The organism is Paenarthrobacter sp. NPDC090522 (assembly GCF_044769225.1).
GTDB lineage: Bacteria > Actinomycetota > Actinomycetes > Actinomycetales > Micrococcaceae > Arthrobacter.
This window is the reverse complement of sequence record NZ_JBIVXL010000003.1, coordinates 328,744-346,592: the sequence shown is the minus strand read 5'-3', so window position 1 is coordinate 346,592 and position 17,849 is coordinate 328,744. Positions and strand designations below refer to the sequence as shown.

Below are 17,849 nucleotides of genomic sequence, written 5' to 3'. Positions count from 1 at the left end.
AAGCCTGATCAAAGCCTTACGGTCGTAAGAACCCTTGGCCCTACTAACTGTCGGCGCCCGGCGGTAGTGTGCATGGTACGCGGTGGGGACTGTCGGGATGTTGTAGCGAGGGATGCGGGTGTCGGCGGAGTTGCTAAACAGGAATGGGGGAGGCGCAGCGAGGGCTGCGGCTCCCGATCTTGTTGGCGGACCCTCGGATCGGCAAACCTGGTCCCTCCTGGCGCGCAGCCAGGATCTCGCAAGGGCCAACAAGCATCTCGAATCATCCGAATCCTATGGCGTTGTCCTGACCGGTGACCGCGGAATCGGCAAGTCCGGGCTGGCAAGGGCGGTGGTGTCCTCCCTCGGTCCCAAGGTCCACAGCCTGCAATTGCGCAATACCTTGGCCAGCGGACAGACCCCTTATGGCTGCTTGGGTTTTCTCCTGGCCCGGCTGCCCTCGGAGGCAGTGAGCTCACCGACGGGCATCCTCCATGCCGTCACGTCGCTGATCCGGGCCGAAGCCGGAGGACGCCAGACAGTTTTCATCGTTGACAACGCCGGCGGAATGGATCCGATGAGCACGGGCGTGCTGCTCAACCTCATGGCTACGGGCACCGCGAAGGTGATCGCCACCGTCCAGCGCGCCAGCGACCTCCCCGCAGATTTCCATCGCTTGGTGCTCGAAGGCCAATTGGGTGAAGTGCACCTGAACGCCCTGTCAGAAGAGCAGACCAAACAGGTGCTGGGCTCGGTCCTGGGCCACTACGTTTCCTCAACCCTGGTGGGTTCGCTGCACTCCGCCGTGGGCGGGAACCCGATGCTCCTGCATGCGCTGTTGGATGAGCAGCGGCATTCGGGCAACCTGGTGCTCAACGACTCGGTTTGGACCCTTCGTGACCGCATCAAACTCGACGGCGCGACGGTGGTGGAGGACTTTGTCCGCTCCCGGCTGGCGCGCGAATCCCCAGCCAACCGGACCGTCGTCGAAATTCTTGCCTGTGCCCGGCGGGCGACGCTCATGGACCTGGCCGCGATCTTCAGCACCGAAGTCCTGGTGGAGATGGAGGAATCCGGCCTCCTTTCGGTGGACCGGTCCGGGGAGCACTGGGTTTCGCTCCGGGATCCCTACTTGGGCGAGGTTGTCCGCGGGTGGCTGAGCACCAGGCGTCGCCGGGAACTGCGCCTCATGCTCCTGGGACCCAAGGAGCCCGAACTCCATGGCCTGGCACCCCAGGACCTGCTCAGCTACGCAGCCTGGATGCACGAGTGCGAGGACGAACCTTCGCCGTCGGCATCGCACGCCCTCGCGGCCGGACGCGCTGCCCTGGACGAGTACGATCCCAACTTCGCCATCCAGTGCACCGTTTCGCTCGATCCCAAGGATCCCGAATGGGTGGCCGGCCAGCGACTCAAGGCAGCGTCCTACCTCATGCTGGACCTCCCGCTGCACGCCGCGCAGGCACTGGATGAGGTCTCGGAGGCGCACCTGGCGGTCCTGGGACCCACGGACTTCGCCGAGATCACGGCGGCGAAGTGCCAGGCCATGACGTGGATCGACGGCCGCTCCGCCATGGTCCCGGGAGTGATCACGGAGGCCAGGGAATCCCTTGCCGCGATGGAGGCCTCAGGAATCCATGCGGACACCGACCTCTCCCGGGCACGCAACCGGCTCAACCTCTGCAACTACGAGTACCAGACGTACATGGGCGAATACGCTGACATTGTTGAGGCCCTGGAACGTGAACATGCGCAGGAACCCGGTGAGGACAGTGAGCACTGGTTGCGGTGCGGCTTCTTCCTGGTGGAGGCCCGTTGCATGTTGGGCCGCGAACTGGAAGCCCAGCAATTGGCGCGCACCATGTCCAAACATCTTCGGCAGGCCGGTACCACGCCTTCCCTGGAGGAAGCCTTCGCCCGGCACACCTACCTGGTGCTCTTGCTGTCCGGCCACTGGCGCAAATGCATCGAGTTGATGCGCCGGGCGCCGTCCAAGCCCTCGCGCCTGCAGTTCCGGGGTGCCGTGACCGAATTGGGCATCGGGCTGGCGTACGCCTATGCCGGCAAACCGTCGTGTGCCATTGAACCGTTGCGTTCGGCTGCGGCGCAGCTTGAACTGCGGCCCGCCATGAACCTCGTGAAGGTGGCCTATGCTGCCACGGCCTTCGCCTACGCCCAGCTGGGGAACGCCTTGGAAGCGGGCCGCTACTTGGATCTTTACCGGACGTGCCGGGGTACGGGAATGTATTTCTCCGAATCGGTGGCGGAATTCTGCGCGGAGATGGCCGGACGCTGGATGGGCGATCCCGAGGTGAAGCAGCGGCTCCTGGCGAAGGTCCACCTGGATGTGGCCAAGCAACGGTTCACCACTGCGGGTATTTGCCTCTTCGGTGCCACGGTGGAGGGCACGGACGCCGAGTACCGCTTCCTGGAAGACATCGCGGCCAGCCGTCAGGGTCCGCTGGCGAAGATCTCCGGCGATCTGGCCCGCGGTTCGCTGACCCGCAGCTCACGTTCGCTCCTGGCGGCCGCAGATGCCGCCGCGGCGTTGGACCTGCTGGTGGTCGAGGCCCGGTGCGTGGCGATGGCCCTGGACTTCGCCCGCGACGCCGGTGAAACCACCACGGCGCGGACAGCCCAGCTCAGGCTCGAACGACTCGAACAATCAGTATCGGCCCTGCCGATCCAACCTCGCAGCGATGCGCCTGTCCTGACCGAGAGGGAACGGCAAATCGCCAAACTTGCTGGAAAGGGTGTCAGCAACCGTGAAATCGCCATGGATATTGGGGTGTCTGTGCGGACCGTGGAAGGCCACCTCTACCAAGTCTTTACCAAGCTGGGTGTCTCCTCGCGGGGCGAGCTCAATGGCCTGCTGTAACGGAGGGACGAACCGTCCAAGGCTGAGCGCTGCCCATGCAGGCTGAGCACCTTGTGGGCCGGGAAGCCGAACTGGACCTGGCGACGGAAATATTGAGGCAGGAGGGCGCTGGAGCCGTCCTGCTCCTTGCGGACCCTGGAATCGGCAAAACCGCCATGGCAGCGGAGATTGCTGCCCGTCTGGCCGACGAAATGGTGGTGATGCGGGTCCATGGAAGCCCCGCCCTGTCCGCGGTTCCCTTTGGCGTCCTGTCCCCGTACTTGTTGGACCTGCCCGTGGACCAGGCCACCTCGCCGGTAGCGATCCTGCGCGAATTCTGGTCGCAATTCGAGAAACGCCGGGGCAGTGCGGGGGCCCGCCTCCTGCTGGTGGTGGACGACGCGCACGACCTCGACGAAGGCAGCACCCAAATCCTGGCTGAACTTGTCACGGCCGGCTGGGCCCGGCTCGTTGCCACGAGCCGGCCCCGGCCCGGACTGCCTGCAGCCCTGCTTCAGCTCTGGTATGACGGGTTGGCTGAACGGTTGGAACTGCACCCGCTGGAGAAGGAAACGGTCACGGAACTGGCCGAGAAGACCCTGGGCGGCACGGTGATGGCCAGCACCGTGGACGTGCTGCATTCAGTATCCGAGGGCAATCCCTTGCTGTTGCGGTCCCTCCTGGAGGACTCAAAGGCGGACGGCAACCTGGTCCGCCGCAATGGTGTGTGGTTCCTGACCCGCGCGCTGACGGGCAATGGAGAAGGCCTCGCCGAGGTGGTCCGTAACAAGGTCCTCCGGACCAGTGAGGCCGAGCGGGAGGCGATGTACGTCATTGCGTTGGCCGAACCGGTCCCTGCCGCCGTGTTGGACTCGCTGGTGGGCAGGGACACCGTCCGCTCCTTGATGGACAGCCGGTTGGTCCTCACCACGAACGGGGTGGGCAGCCCGCTGAAGATGTGGCACCCCATGTACGGGGAGGCCTTGCGCCAGATCGTTTCGCCGGCCCGCAGCCTGCAGATCCGCCAGAGCATGGTGCAGCACTTGCTGACCGAGCCGGCCACGGCGGAGGGGCTGCTCCGCATGGTGAGCTGGGCACTGGACTGTGGGGCCGACGTCGACGATGAACAGCTGCTGCAGGCAGCGTTCCTGGCCGCGAAACTGCTGCAGAACCCCCTGGCCATGGCCGCGGCGGAGCGCGTCAGGTCAGAGGCGCTGCGGCCCCGCGCCCGCGCCGTGATGGCGATGGTCAATTACAACGACGGCGACTACCGCAGTACCATCCGGCTGTTGGAGGAAGGCGCCGGGTTCCTGGACGCGGACCCGTCCGGGCCCTTGGGTGCCGGACTCCTGTGGGCGGCGGCCCGTTCGGCTGTGGGGGACAGCTCCGGGGAAATCGTTGCGGATGTGCGCGCCGCAGCGGAGGCCGTTGCCGGGCAGCACCCGGCGGACCAGGAGTTGGTCAACGGAATCCAGCGGCATGCGTTCGCCCTGGAATTGGCTGCCTTGGCACACGACGGTCGTTATGCGGAACTGAGGGAAGGCCTGGACGCTTTTGAGTCCGGGTTGGAACAGGACCAACCGGACATCGTCATGAGCCAACTGTTCCTGCTGGCCATGCGGTGCGAGCTGCTGATGGTGGAAGGCCAGCCCGTCCAGGCCCTGGACAAGGGCCGGGACGCGTTGGTGCTGCTGGACGAGCACAAGGACGATCTCCTCTACCTCAGCGACTTCATCCTGGTCCGCTACGCCTTGGCAGCCCTCGAATCGGGGGACTGGGCCGCGGCGGAGACGGCACTGAACCGCTATGCCGCCAGCTCGGCCTTGGGGCTCATCACCTTCGGCGGCGACATCCAGACCCTCAAAGGCCTGTCGCTGCTGCGCCAGGGCCGGTTGGAACAGGCTGGGCTGGTGTTGACGCCCGCTGTGGAAGCCCTGAAGGTCAAAGACCCGCAGCGGCTTCGCAGGCTCGGCAACGCCTTGGCGTTCTACGCCGCGGCGCGCTCGGGGAACACGGACTTGGCCAGGCGGCTGGGCAGGGAACAAAGCGCCGCCGCGGCCGGCGGAGCCTACGTTGAAGCCATGGCCCAACTCTTCATGCTCGCCGGCAAGGAACACCTGGACAAAGGCTCTGCGCTGGAGAAGCTGCGCACCATCGCCGGGGAATCGACTCTCCACCACCTCCCGGGTGTCCTGCTCCAAAACCTGGTGCTCCGCGCTGAACTGGGGGACCTGGAAGCCATGGAAGCCATCCAGGACACAGCCTCCACGATGGGAGGCTCGTGGGCCAACGGCTGGGAGTCGCTGGCATCGGCCCAGATGGGCGGAGCGGGCGACGGATTCGTGAACGCCGGGAACCTCCTGGCCGCTGCAGGAATGCCCGGTCCTGCCGCCGTCGCCTTCGACAGGGCAGCGAACGCGTTCGACGCCGAGGGCAAGCGTCCCGAGGCCAGGCAAGCCGCTGTGCTGCGCGACGTCAGCGAATCCAACCTGGGCGACGCCTTGGTCCACGACCCCCACACCGAAACGGACCGCTCCGTACCCCTGACCCGCAGGGAGCAGGACATCGTGGCGCTCGCCGTCTCGGGGCTGACGGACCGGCAAATCGCCGAGAAGCTGATGGTTTCCGTCCGCACCGTGGAGGGCCACCTCTACCGCAGTTACGCGAAGCTTGGCATTCGTCGCCGTGAGGATTTGGGAGCGGCCGTCCGCAGCTGACGGCAGGCGACTAAGTACCGCCGAAACCGCCCTGCGTACCACCTGCCCGCGGGTTGCCGCGGAATTTAACCATTCAATGGAGTAACGCCTGCCTGTGCGATGCCCGGACCAAGTAGTGCGCTCCCGAACGACTGAGTACAAGAGAGTACTGCCGCTGAAAATCCCCGCAACTAATCGAGTACCAACTACTGGTGTTCTGCTTTTCGCCACACGGTTAACTGTTCTCAGGAAGCACGGTTAGCCCCAAGCATCGCCGGACTTCCCACCGCAACACCCGCATCGGTGGTCTCGTTGAGCCGATGCTCCGGCCGTCGCAAGACGGTCCGGCCCTGGACGAAGCCGGCGGCGACAGAGTCTTCTGAGACCGAGACTCTCCCCCCAGCCGTCGCCGGCTTCTAGGCCAGGGATCCGCATTCGCGGAACACCGAACCCCTCCCGGACCAAGGGACTGCTGCTATTGGAGTGCGCATGCTGCCGGATCCCTGGCTGGACGAAGACACCGTCCCAGTCGGGCTGAGGCCACCAGTATTCCCGGACCGGAAGAAGCTGCTTGAGCTGATCCTCGCAGCCGTACCTTCACCGTCCACCAACGGCATTGTGGTAGTGGGGGACCGGGGCTCCGGGAAGAGCCATTTGTTGCTCTCCATCCAAGCCGGCCTTCCTGAATCCATGGATGTCCACACGTTCGCCGGAAGGCCTGAGCTCGAGGCAATCCGGTTCGGGGCCCTGACCGGCGGCGAAGACGCCCCGGACGAACATGCCGTCCTGCCCGGGCTGCAGGTGCTCCGGGCCCTCACCCGGACCCTGGGACCGGCCGATTACCTGTACACACCGTCGGCGGTACGCCGTCGCAGCAAGAAACACGCCACACCGCTGCGAAGGGCACCTCTGGTGCTGCTGGTGGACGATATCCACTACATCGACCCCGCCTCCCTGGCGGTCCTGCTGCAGTTGATTCCCGGTTTTGGGGCGACGCTGGTGGCGACGGCGGACAGCCGGCGTCCCCTGCCCCAGGATCTGTACCAGTTGTGGGAGGACGGGTTCCTAGAGCAGTATTTCCTGCCGCCCTTTACCTTCAATGAGGCCCACGCCCTGTGCCAAGAGGTGTTGGGCGGCAACGTCCAACGCCGCGCGAGCAGCCTCCTGGCCGTCATGAGTGGCTTCAACGTGGGCCTCTTGTGCCTGGCTGTGGAGGATGCCCGCGAAGCAGGCCTCCTGGTCCTCCGCGATGGCTACTGGACCCTCGATGTCCGGGCCCACTGCCACTGGCCACGGGTGGTTGAGCACGTCAGTTCGGAGAACGCCAACCGTCCCGAGGAGGAGCGCCAAGCACTGGAGCTCATTGCCTTGGGCGAACCCCTGGCGTTGGACACCGTGGAGCGCAGCTTCGGCCAGCGCGCCGTGGAACACCTCCTGTCCGCCCACCACATCAGGTTGCTGCCAGGCCGCCCGCCCACGGTCCGGACCAGCTCGTGGCTGCGGGGCGAGGGAACGCGGCTTTCCGTCCCCAAGGCGCGGAGTACCGCCCTGCGGAAGGGCATCGAAGGGCCGGCCGTGACACGCGAGTCCGCGCCCACCATGCTCCGGTGGATGACGTGGACGCTCGATTCCGGCCTGAGCTTGTCCGATGAGCTCCTCCTCTCCGCCGCGCCGGCCGCCGACAGGCCCTCCACTGCTGAGCTTGCGCTGCGGGCGGCGGACGCCATCAAGGAACCGGGCCACCTGCAGGAGGCCAAGCTGCTCCGTGCCCGTGCGCTCATCGCGGAGGGGCAGCTCAGGGAAGCAACGCCTGAACTGCGGGAGTTGGCCGCCACAGGATCGCAAGCGGACGTCAGGGACGAGGCCAGCCATCGGCTCATGGCGCTCAGCCTGCTCGGGGCGGTTCCGGAGTCTGGCGGAGACCGCGAGGGCGGGCCCGTGGACCAGGCGGGGTTTGTCATGAAGACCATCGACGAGGCAGGGCGGCTGCTGCTGGCAGGCGCAGCACCGCAGGCCTTGGCCGAGTCGTCCGCCGCCATGGCCGCCATAGACCAAGACCCTGCCTTGGAGGTCTTCCGGCCCGGAGTCCTGCTGCGCCACATCATCTGCTTGCGCCACAACCTGGCGTGGGGTCCCGTTGATGCGCTGCTGAACTGTCCGGGGTCCTATGCGATGCCCGCCCACATGGCTGTTTGCCTGGAGGTGGCCCGCGGGTACGCCCAGCTCAGCCAAGGACTGCCGCGGGCAGCACGGCTGACGCTGCAGCCGGCGGTGGCGGAACTGCCCGACGCCGGCCTGCCGCCCGTCCTGGCGTTCGCTGCGGCCATGTTGGCCTACTGTGAGGCGCTGTGTGGAGACCCTGTGCAGTCCGGGGAACGGATCGCCCAAAGCCACGCTGCCCTGCTGGAAACGCCCCCAGGGTTCTTCGGTCCGTTCACTGACCTGTTCCTGGCCGCTGCCAAGGATGCCGTTTCGCGGGGGTGGCACGCGGAAGGTGGAAGGCTGTTCACGCTTGCCGGAGATTTCCATGGGCAAAGCCCGTTGCTCGAAGCCGAGGCGCTCTCCCTCCTGACCCTCAACGCAAGCAGCACCGCCGTCGACGATCTGGTGCTGCAGCGGCGCCTCGGCGAGCTGGGCGCCGCTGTCCAGGGACCGGCAGGGGTGGCCCTGCAGACCTTCGCGCTGTCCCTGCTGGACCATGACCCCAAGACGCTCGAGTCTGCCGGAAGGAGCCTGTCCGCGGACCGCCAGTTTGCGCATGCCGCGGTGTGCTATTCACGCGCTGCGAACGGCTACGAGGCGAGGACCCGCAGTGCGGCGAGCCGCCGGGCCTCGGTGATGATGGAGCGCTTGCGCCATGCCTTTGAGAGCGAGGCTGTTCCGCCGCTGGGTTGGCTGCCGGGGACCGCCGGCCGCTGACGTGCTGGAAGGCACACTCCCGCCGGCCTGTGCCGTGGGATAATTGAGTGTCCCTGAAGGCTTTCCAAGGAGCGCCCCTTGACCGTCGTATCAACCCCCGCCTCGCTGAAGCATTCCGTGCACGCCATGGACAACGCCGAGGTTTTGCGGATCCGGAACGACTTCCCCGTCCTGGACCAACTGGTGAACGGCAAGCCACTGGTGTACTTGGATTCCGGCGCCACATCGCAGAACCCGCTCAGTGTCATCGAGGCCGAGCAGGAGTTCTACGAACAACGCAACGCGGCCGTGCACCGCGGCGCCCACTACCTTGCCGTGGAGGCAACGGAGGCTTTTGAAGACGCCCGCCAGACGGTGGCCGATTTCATCGGTGCCCGGTATGAGGAAACGGTGTGGACCTCCAACGCCACCGAGGGCCTGAATTTGGTCAGTTACGCCCTCTCTAACGCCGCGCTGTGGTCCGCGCAGGGCCGGGGCGGTTCGGCGCTGAAGGACCTCGCTTTTGGGCCAGGCGACGAGATAGTGGTCACCGAAATGGAGCACCATGCCAACCTCATCCCATGGCAGGAACTCGCGTTCCGCACCGGGGCCACTTTGAAGTACATTCCCATCACGGACGACGGCGCGCTCCGGCTCGACGCTGCGGCGGAGATCCTAGGGGAGCGCACGCGCTTGCTCGCTTTCACGCACGCGTCCAACGTCCTGGGAACGGTCAACCCGGTGCGTGAACTGGTGGCCCTGGCCCGCCGCGTGGGCGCGCTGGTGGTGCTCGATGCCTGCCAGTCGGTGCCCCACCTGCCCATCGACGTCAAGGAACTGGACGTCGATTTCGCCGTCTTCTCCGGCCATAAGATGCTGGCGCCCACGGGTGTTGGCGTGCTCTACGGGAAGCAGGAACTCCTGGACGTCCTGCCGCCCTTCCTGACAGGTGGTTCCATGATCACCACGGTCACCATGGAACGCGCCGAGTACCTGCCGGCTCCGCAACGCTTCGAAGCCGGAACCCAAAGGATTTCCCAGGCGGTGGCACTCGCCGCGGCGGTGAACTACCTGAGCGAAACCGGGATCGACCGCATCCACGCCTGGGAATCCCAGCTGGGCCAGCGGCTGGTGAAGGGCTTGGAAGCCATTGACGGCATCCGCGTGGTGGGGCCTGCTTCCGGTTCCGAACGGATCGGCCTGGCCGCGTTCGACGTCGCCGGAGTGCACGCGCACGACGTCGGGCAGTTCCTGGACGATCGCGGCATCGCCGTCCGCGTGGGCCACCATTGCGCCCAGCCGCTGCACCGCAGGCTGGGACTCACCGCAACCACCCGCGCCAGCACCTACCTCTACAACACCACGGACGACGTCGAAGCTTTCCTGGACGCTGTGTCCGGAGTGCGGGCGTACTTCCAGGCCTGAGGGCCTTCCATTCACCCTTTGACGAACAGGCAAGCACCATGAGTCTCGACCAGTTGTACCAGCAGATCATCCTGGACCACTCCAAGCAGCGGCACGGCAGTGGCCTCGCCGACACCCCAGCACCCGAAGGGGCCGCCACGGGCCAGTCCCACCAGCTCAACCCGGTCTGTGGCGACGAAGTGACCCTGCGGCTCGCCGTCGCGGATGGGACGGTCAGGCAAGTCAGCTGGGATGGGGCCGGTTGCTCCATTTCCATGGCATCCGCCTCCGTCCTGAGCGAGCTGGCCGAGGGCATGTCCATCGGCGAACTGCATGCCGTGATCGATACCTTCCGCGAGGTCCTCCGTTCCCGCGGGAAAGTCCAGGCCGATCCGGAAATCCTCGGCGATGCTGCGGCGTTCGAGGGCGTCGCCCGGTACGCCGCCCGGGTCAAGTGCGCCATGATTTCCTGGGTGGCTGCCGAGGACGCGCTCAACCAGGCCAGCGCCTGACCCTCCTCGCCGGGGACGTCCCCTAACTGCGGGCGAAAACGTCAGGCACGCCGTCGCCGTCGTCGTCCCGTTGCTCTTCTGCCGCCACTTGCCGGTACCGACGGTTGCGGGCCTTAAGCACGACGGCGGCAAGCACTGCCGAGATCAGGGAACCGGCCAGGATGGCCACCTTGGCGTGGTCGTTGTGGGCCGAACCTGCCCCGAAACTCAACTCGCCGATGAGCAGCGAGACCGTGAAACCGATGCCGGCCAGAAGCGCCAGGCCGAAGAGGTCGATCCAGGCGATGCTCGAGTCCAGGCGGGCCCGCGTGGTCTTGGTGACCAGGAAAGTGGTGCCGAAGACTCCCGCGGCCTTGCCCACAACCAGAGCGGCCACCACTCCCAGGGCCACAGGATCACTGAGGGCTGCACCCATGCCGCCAAAGCCGCCCAAGGCAACACCTGCCGAGAAGAAGGCGAAGACGGGGACGGCGAAGCCGGCCGAGAACGGGCGCAGCCGGTGTTCGAAATGTTCGGCAAGACCCTCCGCCGGTTCACCCTTCCTGCCGCTGGCAAAGACCGGAACAGCGAAGCCCAGCAGCACTCCGGCCACGGTGGCGTGGATCCCGGAAGCATGCACCAGGGCCCACGTCGCCAGGGCCAGCGGGAGCAGCACGTACCAGCTCCGGATGCGCTTCTGGACGAGAAAGGTGAAGAGGGCGAGGGGAACCAGGGACGCGAGGAGCATGAGGGGCTGCAGACCGCTGGAGTAGAAGAAGGCGATGATGCCGATGGCGATGAGGTCGTCCACCACGGCGAGCGTCAGGAGGAAGGTCCTGAGCGCTGCGGGAAGGTGTGTGTTGATCACGGCCAAGACCGCGAGGGCGAAGGCGATGTCCGTTGCCGTGGGGATGGCCCAGCCTTTGAGGGTTTCTTCGGCCGATCCGAGGTTGAAGAGGACGTAGATCAGGGCCGGGACAATCACGCCGCCTACAGCAGCGGCCACGGGAACAACAGCCTTGGCGGGCTTGCGGAGTTCGCCGGCCACGAACTCCCGCTTGAGTTCCAGCCCGGCCAGGAAGAAGAAGACGGCGAGCAGGCCATCGGACGCCCAATGGCCAAGGCTGAGGTCAAGATGCCACGGCTCGTAGCCGATGGTGAAGTCCCGCAAGGCAAAGTAACCGTCCGCGGCGGGGGAGTTGGCCCAGATCAGGGCAATGACCGTTGCGGCCAGCAGTAGCGCGCCACCGACTGTTTCGGTCCGCAGGATCGCGAGGATGCGCCGGTACTCGGGGTAGCTGGAACGGGTGAAGATTCTGTTGGTGCTCGGCGGCTTGGCCACAGGGGCTCCTTCAGTTGGTTCGGGGTATCACAATGACTCCGCCGACCAGACTTCCCGGCACACCAACATCCATCCTACCCAACTGGGTCGCAGTAGAGCGCGTTATGAGGGGTCAAAACGCGCTTAACTGCGACTCAGTTGGGTGAGGGTTACGCGAAAAGGCCGGCGACGCCGATTGCCGCCGTCGCGAGTCCCAGCACCATGGAAATGGTCACCAGGACCACGTGCACGGTCAGGAACCTGGTGGCCTTGCCCGAGGCGTCACGGGCGCGGGGATCCTTCATGACGCGCTTGAGGAACTGCGGCCACACCGCCAAGGACCATACGCCCGCCACGATCAGGATGATCGCGAGGATGGCAGGAAGCTGCACCTTAGTGGCTTTCGAGCCAGGCCTGGGCCTGCTGGGACTGGATGTTCAGGGCCTTGCCAACCATCGGTTCCGCGGCGTCGGCGATCTTGCCACCGAGGAACGGAACGGAGGAGGTGACGTTGCCTTCGAGTTCGATGCGGGTGCTGCCGCCCTCGGCGATCAGGCGCTGCACGGCCGAAACGTCCAGGGGAGCGCCGGAGACCTTCAGGGCGATGGTGCTGGCACGCGAACCATCGGCAGCGGGAGCGTCCCACTTCTCGGTCTGGGTGACGGTGAGGCTCTCACCGACGAACTTGCGGGCGATGTCCGGCAGCCGCGTGGTGGGCAGCGTGCGGACGGTGGTGGTGGTGAACGCGCCGGCGGTGTCACCGTCGATCGTGAACGATTCCAGGGAGCCGCCCACCAGTTCGCTCGTGTGGCGCAGGAAGTCTTCGTCAACGAAGACGGCAGCTACGCGGTCAACGCTGTGCGGCAGGGTGGTGGATGCACTCAGGGCCATGGGTCCTCCGTGGATTGGTGGTGTTGAAGCTCTTTTAGCTCCCCAACATCCTACGGGGTGTCGGTGGACACTCCTGAACCGGGCTCCACGGCCTCTTCCTCTTGCAGGGCAATAGCTGCCGCCGAGATGTTCCTGGCCATCGACGGAAAAATGAACCCGTGGAACGGGTAGACGCCCAGCCAGTACAGCCTTCCCGCCAGTCCCCGGGGGAAGAAAATGGCGCGCTGCTTGTAAAGGCTTCCGCCGCCGTCGGGCTCCACCGCCAGCTCCAGCCAGGCGCGTCCCGGTGCCCGCATCTCCGCCCGCAGGCGGAGCAGGTGCCCGCGCTCGATCGCCTCCACCCGCCACCAGTCCACCACTTCGCCGCTGCCCAGCGTCTTGGGGTGGCGGCGTCCGCGGAGCAGCCCGGCCCCGCCTTGGAGCTTGTCCAGCCAGCCACGGACCCGCCAGGCCAGGGGGAGCGAGTACCAGCCGTTCTTGCCGCCGATGCCCTCAATGATGGTCCACACGTGTTCCGGCTTTGCTTCGCTGTGGAAGCTCCGTTCATCCAGGTAGACCTTGTAACCGGCCCAGTCGGGGTCGCTGGGCAAAGGATCGGCGTCGATGCCGGCGTTGGCCCACGTGGTCTCCACCTGGCCGTCGCGTTCCTTGCCCAGTGCCAGGGCGACGGCGCGGCGGTACGGTGTCAGGCCGCCGTCGGGCTGCGGTATGTAATGGTCGACGTCGTGCTCCCGCGACACAGCATCGTGCTGCAGTGACTGCACCAACGGGAAGGACATGGACAAGGGAATGGGTGTCACCAGTGCCACCCACAGCCCTGCGAGCTTGGGTGCCGGGACGGGCAGGGCGATCACGAGCCGCCGGGGAAGTCCACGCTCCAGGGCATACTCGTTCATCATGTCCTTGTATTTGAGGACATCCCGGGAGCCGATATCGAACGTCCGGTTCAGCTTGTCCGGAAGTGTCGCCGCGGCGACCAGGTAGTGCAGGACGTCCCTCACGGCGATGGCCTCGATCCGGTTGGTGACCCAGCTTGGTGCAGGCATCACCGGCAAGGTATCCGCCAAGTGCCGGATCATCTCGAAGGACGCCGAACCGGAACCAATCACCACCCCGGCCTGGAACACGATGGAATCCACGCCGGACTCCAGGAACACCCGGCCTACCTTCTCGCGGGACCGCATGTGCTTGGAAAGCAGCTCGTTGTCCGGATGCAGTCCGCCGAGGTAGACGATCCTGTCCACCCCCGCCGCCTTGGCTGCCTCCGCAACCAGCCGCGCCATGGCTTCCTCCTTGGCCTCGAACCCGCTGCCGGAGGCCATGGAGTGCACCAGGTAATAGAGCACCTCCACACCCGCCAAGGCCTCTTCCACGCCGGCGGCATCGTCCAGTGAGTCCTGCACGATCTCAACCTGGTCGTGCCACGGGACATCCTTGATCTTCTGTGGCGAACGGACCAGCACCTTGACGCGATGTCCGGCCTCGAGGAGCCGGGGGACCAGTCGGCCGCCGATGTAGCCGGTGGCGCCGGTGACAAGGACGGTCCGGCTGTGGGAGGGAACGGAAGGCTGCAAAGGGAACTCCTGGGTCTGGAGGGAGGGGTAGGCTGGAATAACCCGGCATTCTTTTGAATTTCCGGGCATTTGTGTTGCCTGCCCTTGGATCCACCCTAGGAGTTTCAGCCATGAGCCTCAACGGTCTGCGCCGCGCACTCGCGGAAGACAAGAGTTTTGCGCGTGTCCGCACCGAGGCCAGGCGGCCCTTCGACTCCCGGAGCACGGATTACCAGATCAGTGGTCCCACCGGCATGCGTTCCGTGCTGCTCGCCGAAATGGCCGACGCCCTGGCCGGCGAAGGCTCCGCGGGTCCGGTGGTCCTCGCGGTGACGGCCACGGGCCGCGAAGCCGAGGACCTCACCGCAGCGCTGGCCTCCTACCTTCCCGCCGAATCCGTGGCGGCATTCCCCAGTTGGGAAACCCTTCCGCACGAACGGCTCTCGCCGCGCTCGGACACAGTAGGCCGCCGGCTCTCCGTCCTGCGGCGGCTGGCCCACCCGGAAAGCTCGACGGCGGCCCCCCTGCGCGTGGTGGTGGCGCCGGTCCGCGCCGTGGTCCAGCCCATCGTCGCCGGCCTGGGCGACCTGGTCCCCGTGACGCTTAAAGTGGGCGAAGAGCGGTCCTTCACCGAGGTGGTCCGGGCCTTGTCGGACGCCGCCTACGCCCGCGTGGACATGGTGACGCATCGCGGTGAGTTCGCCGTGCGCGGTGGCATCCTGGACGTTTTCCCGCCCACCGAGGACCACCCGATCCGCGTGGAGTTCTTCGGCGACGAAGTGGACCAGATGCGTTGGTTCGCCGTCGCCGACCAGCGCTCGCTGTCTGCCCCCGGAATCCACCACCCCACCGAATTGCATGCCCCGCCGTGCCGGGAAATCCTCATTACGCCCTCGGTCATGTCCCGGGCGGCCAAGTTGAAGGCGGACATGCCTGCCGCAGCGGACATGCTGGAGAAGATCGCCGGCGGCATCGCGGTGGAAGGCATGGAGTCCCTGGCCCCCGTCCTGGTGGATGCCATGGTTCCGTTCGTGGACCAACTTCCCGCCGGCTCGCTGGCCGTGGTGATCGAACCCGAGAAAGTCCGTACCCGGGCGCACGATCTCGCCGCAACCAACGAAGAGTTCCTTGAGGCCGCTTGGTCAACAGCGTCCGACGGCGGTGCTGCGCCCCTTGATCTCTTGAGCCGCGCCTCCACCGACTTGCATGCCGCAAGTTTCCGTTCGCTCACGGACACCCGGACTTCGGCCCTGGAGAATGAGGTGTCCTGGTGGTCCATCACCTCACTGGCCTCCGATGAGGACCTGGTGTTGGACATTGACGTGCTCAACCTCCATGCCCGTGAACCCCGCGGCTACCAGGGCGAAGTGGCTGAAATGCTCGACTTCATTGGTTCCCGCGTCCGGGACCAGTGGCGCGTGGTGGTGGTGACCGACGGTCCCGGCCCTGCGCAGCGATTGGTTGAGCTGTTCCATGACGCCGATATTCCATGTGCCCGGGTTGACTCCCTGGATGACGAGCCGCAACCCGGCATCATCGAGGTGACCTGTGCCGCCGTCGGGCGTGGCTTTGTGCTCGATGGCCTGAAGATGGGCCTCCTGACCGAAGCGGACCTGCTGGGCCGCGCTTCGACGAGCTCCACCAAGGACATGCGGCGCATGCCGTCCAAGCGTCGCAACGCCGTGGACCCGCTGCAGCTGCATGCCGGGGACTTCGTGGTCCACGAACAGCACGGGATCGGCAAGTTCGTGGAACTGATCCAACGCAAGGTGGTGGGAACATCCGCGTCCGACTCGGGGCTGCGCGAGTACCTGGTGCTGGAGTACGCCCCGTCCAAGCGGGGTGCCCCCGGGGACCGCTTGTTCGTTCCCACGGACCAGTTGGACCAAGTGACCCGCTACGTTGGCGGTGACACCCCCGCGCTGAGCAAGATGGGCGGCGCCGACTGGGCCAGCACCAAGTCCAAGGCCCGCAAGGCCGTCAAGGAAATCGCGGGCGAACTGATCCGCCTTTACTCGGCCCGCATGGCCTCGCGGGGGCACGCGTTCGCCCCGGACACGCCGTGGCAGCGGGAACTTGAGGAGGCCTTCCCCTACGTGGAGACCCCGGACCAGCTGACCACCATCAACGAGGTCAAAGCGGACATGGAGCGCGAGATCCCCATGGACCGGCTGGTGTCCGGCGACGTGGGCTACGGCAAGACCGAAATCGCCGTCCGCGCCGCGTTCAAGGCCGTCCAGGACGGCAAACAGGTGGCTGTCCTGGTGCCTACCACCCTCCTGGCCCAGCAGCACTATGAGACCTTTACCGAGCGATTCTCCGGCTTCCCGCTGCGCGTCAAACCATTGTCCCGGTTCCAGTCCAGCAAAGAAGCCAAGGAGACCGCAGAGGGTGTCAAGAGTGGCGCCGTGGACGTGGTGATCGGCACGCACCGCCTGCTGTCCAAGGATTTCGAGTTCAAGGACCTCGGCCTGGTGATCGTGGACGAGGAACAGCGGTTCGGCGTGGAGCACAAGGAAGCGCTCAAGAAGATGCGCACCAACGTGGACGTGCTGGCCATGAGTGCCACCCCCATCCCGCGTACCTTGGAAATGTCCCTCACCGGCATCCGGGAAACGTCCACCCTGGCCACGCCGCCGGAAGAACGCCACCCCGTGTTGACCTACGTGGGACCGTTCACCAACAAGCAGACCTCGGCCGCGATCCGCCGTGAACTCATGCGCGAAGGACAGGTGTTCTTCGTGCACAACCGGGTGTCCTCGATTGAACGGATTGCCGCGCAGATCCGCGAGCTGGTTCCCGAAGCGCGGGTGGAAGTGGCTCACGGGCAGATGTCCGAGAGCCGCCTGGAAAAGATCATCGTGGACTTCTGGGAGAAGCGCTTCGATGTGCTGGTGTGTACCACCATCATCGAAACCGGCCTGGACATCTCCAACGCCAACACGCTGATCGTGGATGGTGCCGACAAGTACGGCCTCTCGCAGCTCCACCAGCTTCGTGGCCGCGTGGGCCGTGGACGTGAACGGGCGTATGCCTACTTCCTGTACCCGTCGGAGAAGCCGCTGGGCGAGGTCGCGCTGGAGCGCCTCAAAGCCGTGGCTGCGCACAATGAGCTCGGCGCCGGCATGCAGCTGGCCATGAAGGACCTCGAAATCCGCGGCGCCGGCAACCTCTTGGGCGGCGAGCAATCCGGCCACATCCAGGGTGTCGGCTTCGACCTTTACATCCGCTTGGTGGGCGAAGCCGTGGCAGAGTACCGTGGCGAGGCCGAGGAGAAGGCCGCCGAGATGAAGATCGAGCTGCCTGTCAACGCACACTTGCCGCATGACTATGTTCCGGGAGAGCGCTTGCGCCTGGAGGCCTACCGGAAACTGGCCGCAGCCATCACCAACGAGGCCATCGACGAGGTCCTGGCCGAACTCGTGGACCGCTACGGTGAGCCGCCACTCCCGGTCAAGAACCTCATTGCCGTGGCCCGCTTCCGGGTGGGTGCACGCGAAGCCGGGCTGTCCGACGTCGCACTCCAAGGAAACTTCATCCGCTTCTCGCCGGCGCAACTGCCCGAATCGAAAACCATGCGCCTCAACCGCATGTACCCGGGTTCGCAGGTCAAGCCCGCCTTGGACGCGGTGCTGATCCCCAAGCCCAAGACAGCAAGGATAGGTGGCCGCGACTTGCAGGATGCCGAGATCCTTGACTGGGCCAACAACGTGATCGAAGCAATCTTCACCGATGTACCCGTAAAGGCTGGCTAAACGA

The 17,849-nt window shown here is 65.9% G+C and carries 10 protein-coding genes; 6 read left to right on the top strand and 4 right to left on the bottom strand.

The features are described from left to right. Window positions 1–112: 112 nt before the first annotated feature. The 5 genes from ACIQT2_RS05390 to sufU all read left to right on the top strand — a co-directional run bounded on the left by ACIQT2_RS05390 (window position 113) and on the right by sufU (window position 10,346). Window positions 113–2,857, top strand: a complete 2,745-nt coding sequence (locus tag ACIQT2_RS05390) for a LuxR C-terminal-related transcriptional regulator (RefSeq protein WP_402944288.1) — start codon at window positions 113–115, stop codon at window positions 2,855–2,857. Window positions 2,858–2,892: 35 nt separating this feature from the next. Next, window positions 2,893–5,553, top strand: coding sequence for an AAA family ATPase (locus ACIQT2_RS05385; RefSeq protein WP_402944286.1), 2,661 nt, complete (start codon window positions 2,893–2,895; stop codon window positions 5,551–5,553). 468 nt (window positions 5,554–6,021) lie between these two features. Continuing rightward, window positions 6,022–8,451, top strand: a complete 2,430-nt coding sequence (locus ACIQT2_RS05380; protein ID WP_402944283.1) for an AAA family ATPase — start codon at window positions 6,022–6,024, stop codon at window positions 8,449–8,451. 78 nt (window positions 8,452–8,529) lie between these two features. Beyond that, on the top strand, window positions 8,530–9,855 hold the full coding sequence (locus ACIQT2_RS05375) for a cysteine desulfurase (protein WP_402944281.1): 1,326 nt from the start codon (window positions 8,530–8,532) through the stop codon (window positions 9,853–9,855). A gap of 38 nt (window positions 9,856–9,893) precedes the next feature. Then, window positions 9,894–10,346, top strand: a complete 453-nt coding sequence (sufU, locus tag ACIQT2_RS05370; RefSeq protein ID WP_402944278.1) for a Fe-S cluster assembly sulfur transfer protein SufU — start codon at window positions 9,894–9,896, stop codon at window positions 10,344–10,346. Between the two features lie 22 nt (window positions 10,347–10,368). Here the strand turns inward: sufU and nhaA are convergent, their stop codons facing one another. The 4 genes from nhaA to ACIQT2_RS05350 form a co-directional block, all read right to left on the bottom strand. Then, window positions 10,369–11,667, bottom strand: coding sequence for a Na+/H+ antiporter NhaA (gene nhaA, locus ACIQT2_RS05365; protein WP_402944275.1), 1,299 nt, complete (start codon window positions 11,665–11,667; stop codon window positions 10,369–10,371). A 149-nt stretch (window positions 11,668–11,816) separates the two neighbouring features. After that, window positions 11,817–12,038 carry an SCO4848 family membrane protein gene (locus ACIQT2_RS05360; RefSeq protein WP_400330942.1) on the bottom strand — a complete coding sequence of 74 codons (222 nt, stop codon included), beginning with the start codon at window positions 12,036–12,038 and terminating at the stop codon, window positions 11,817–11,819. 1 nt (window position 12,039) lies between these two features. Continuing rightward, a complete protein-coding gene (locus ACIQT2_RS05355; protein WP_387433465.1) occupies window positions 12,040–12,537 on the bottom strand; it encodes a DUF2505 domain-containing protein in 498 nt (165 codons plus the stop codon). Window positions 12,538–12,587: 50 nt separating this feature from the next. Beyond that, entirely contained in the window at window positions 12,588–14,180 is a 1,593-nt protein-coding gene (locus ACIQT2_RS05350) for an SDR family oxidoreductase (protein WP_402944272.1), read from the bottom strand. 41 nt (window positions 14,181–14,221) lie between these two features. Here ACIQT2_RS05350 and mfd point away from each other — a divergent pair, with 41 nt between their 5' ends. Then, complete coding sequence (mfd, locus tag ACIQT2_RS05345) at window positions 14,222–17,845, top strand: transcription-repair coupling factor (protein ID WP_402944269.1); 3,624 nt, start codon at window positions 14,222–14,224, stop codon at window positions 17,843–17,845. Window positions 17,846–17,849 lie beyond the last annotated feature (4 nt).

Bases quoted from the DNA above. Each gene is read 5' to 3' on its own strand.
- ACIQT2_RS05390 (WP_402944288.1), top strand. From the start codon at position 113: ATGCGGGTGTCGGCGGAGTTGCTAAACAGGAATGGGGGAGGCGCAGCG.
- ACIQT2_RS05385 (WP_402944286.1), top strand. From the start codon at position 2,893: ATGCAGGCTGAGCACCTTGTGGGCCGGGAAGCCGAACTGGACCTGGCG.
- ACIQT2_RS05380 (WP_402944283.1), top strand. From the start codon at position 6,022: ATGCTGCCGGATCCCTGGCTGGACGAAGACACCGTCCCAGTCGGGCTG.
- sufU (WP_402944278.1), top strand. From the start codon at position 9,894: ATGAGTCTCGACCAGTTGTACCAGCAGATCATCCTGGACCACTCCAAG.
- ACIQT2_RS05355 (WP_387433465.1), bottom strand. From the start codon at position 12,537: ATGGCCCTGAGTGCATCCACCACCCTGCCGCACAGCGTTGACCGCGTA.
- ACIQT2_RS05350 (WP_402944272.1), bottom strand. From the start codon at position 14,180: ATGCCCGGAAATTCAAAAGAATGCCGGGTTATTCCAGCCTACCCCTCC.
- mfd (WP_402944269.1), top strand. From the start codon at position 14,222: ATGAGCCTCAACGGTCTGCGCCGCGCACTCGCGGAAGACAAGAGTTTT.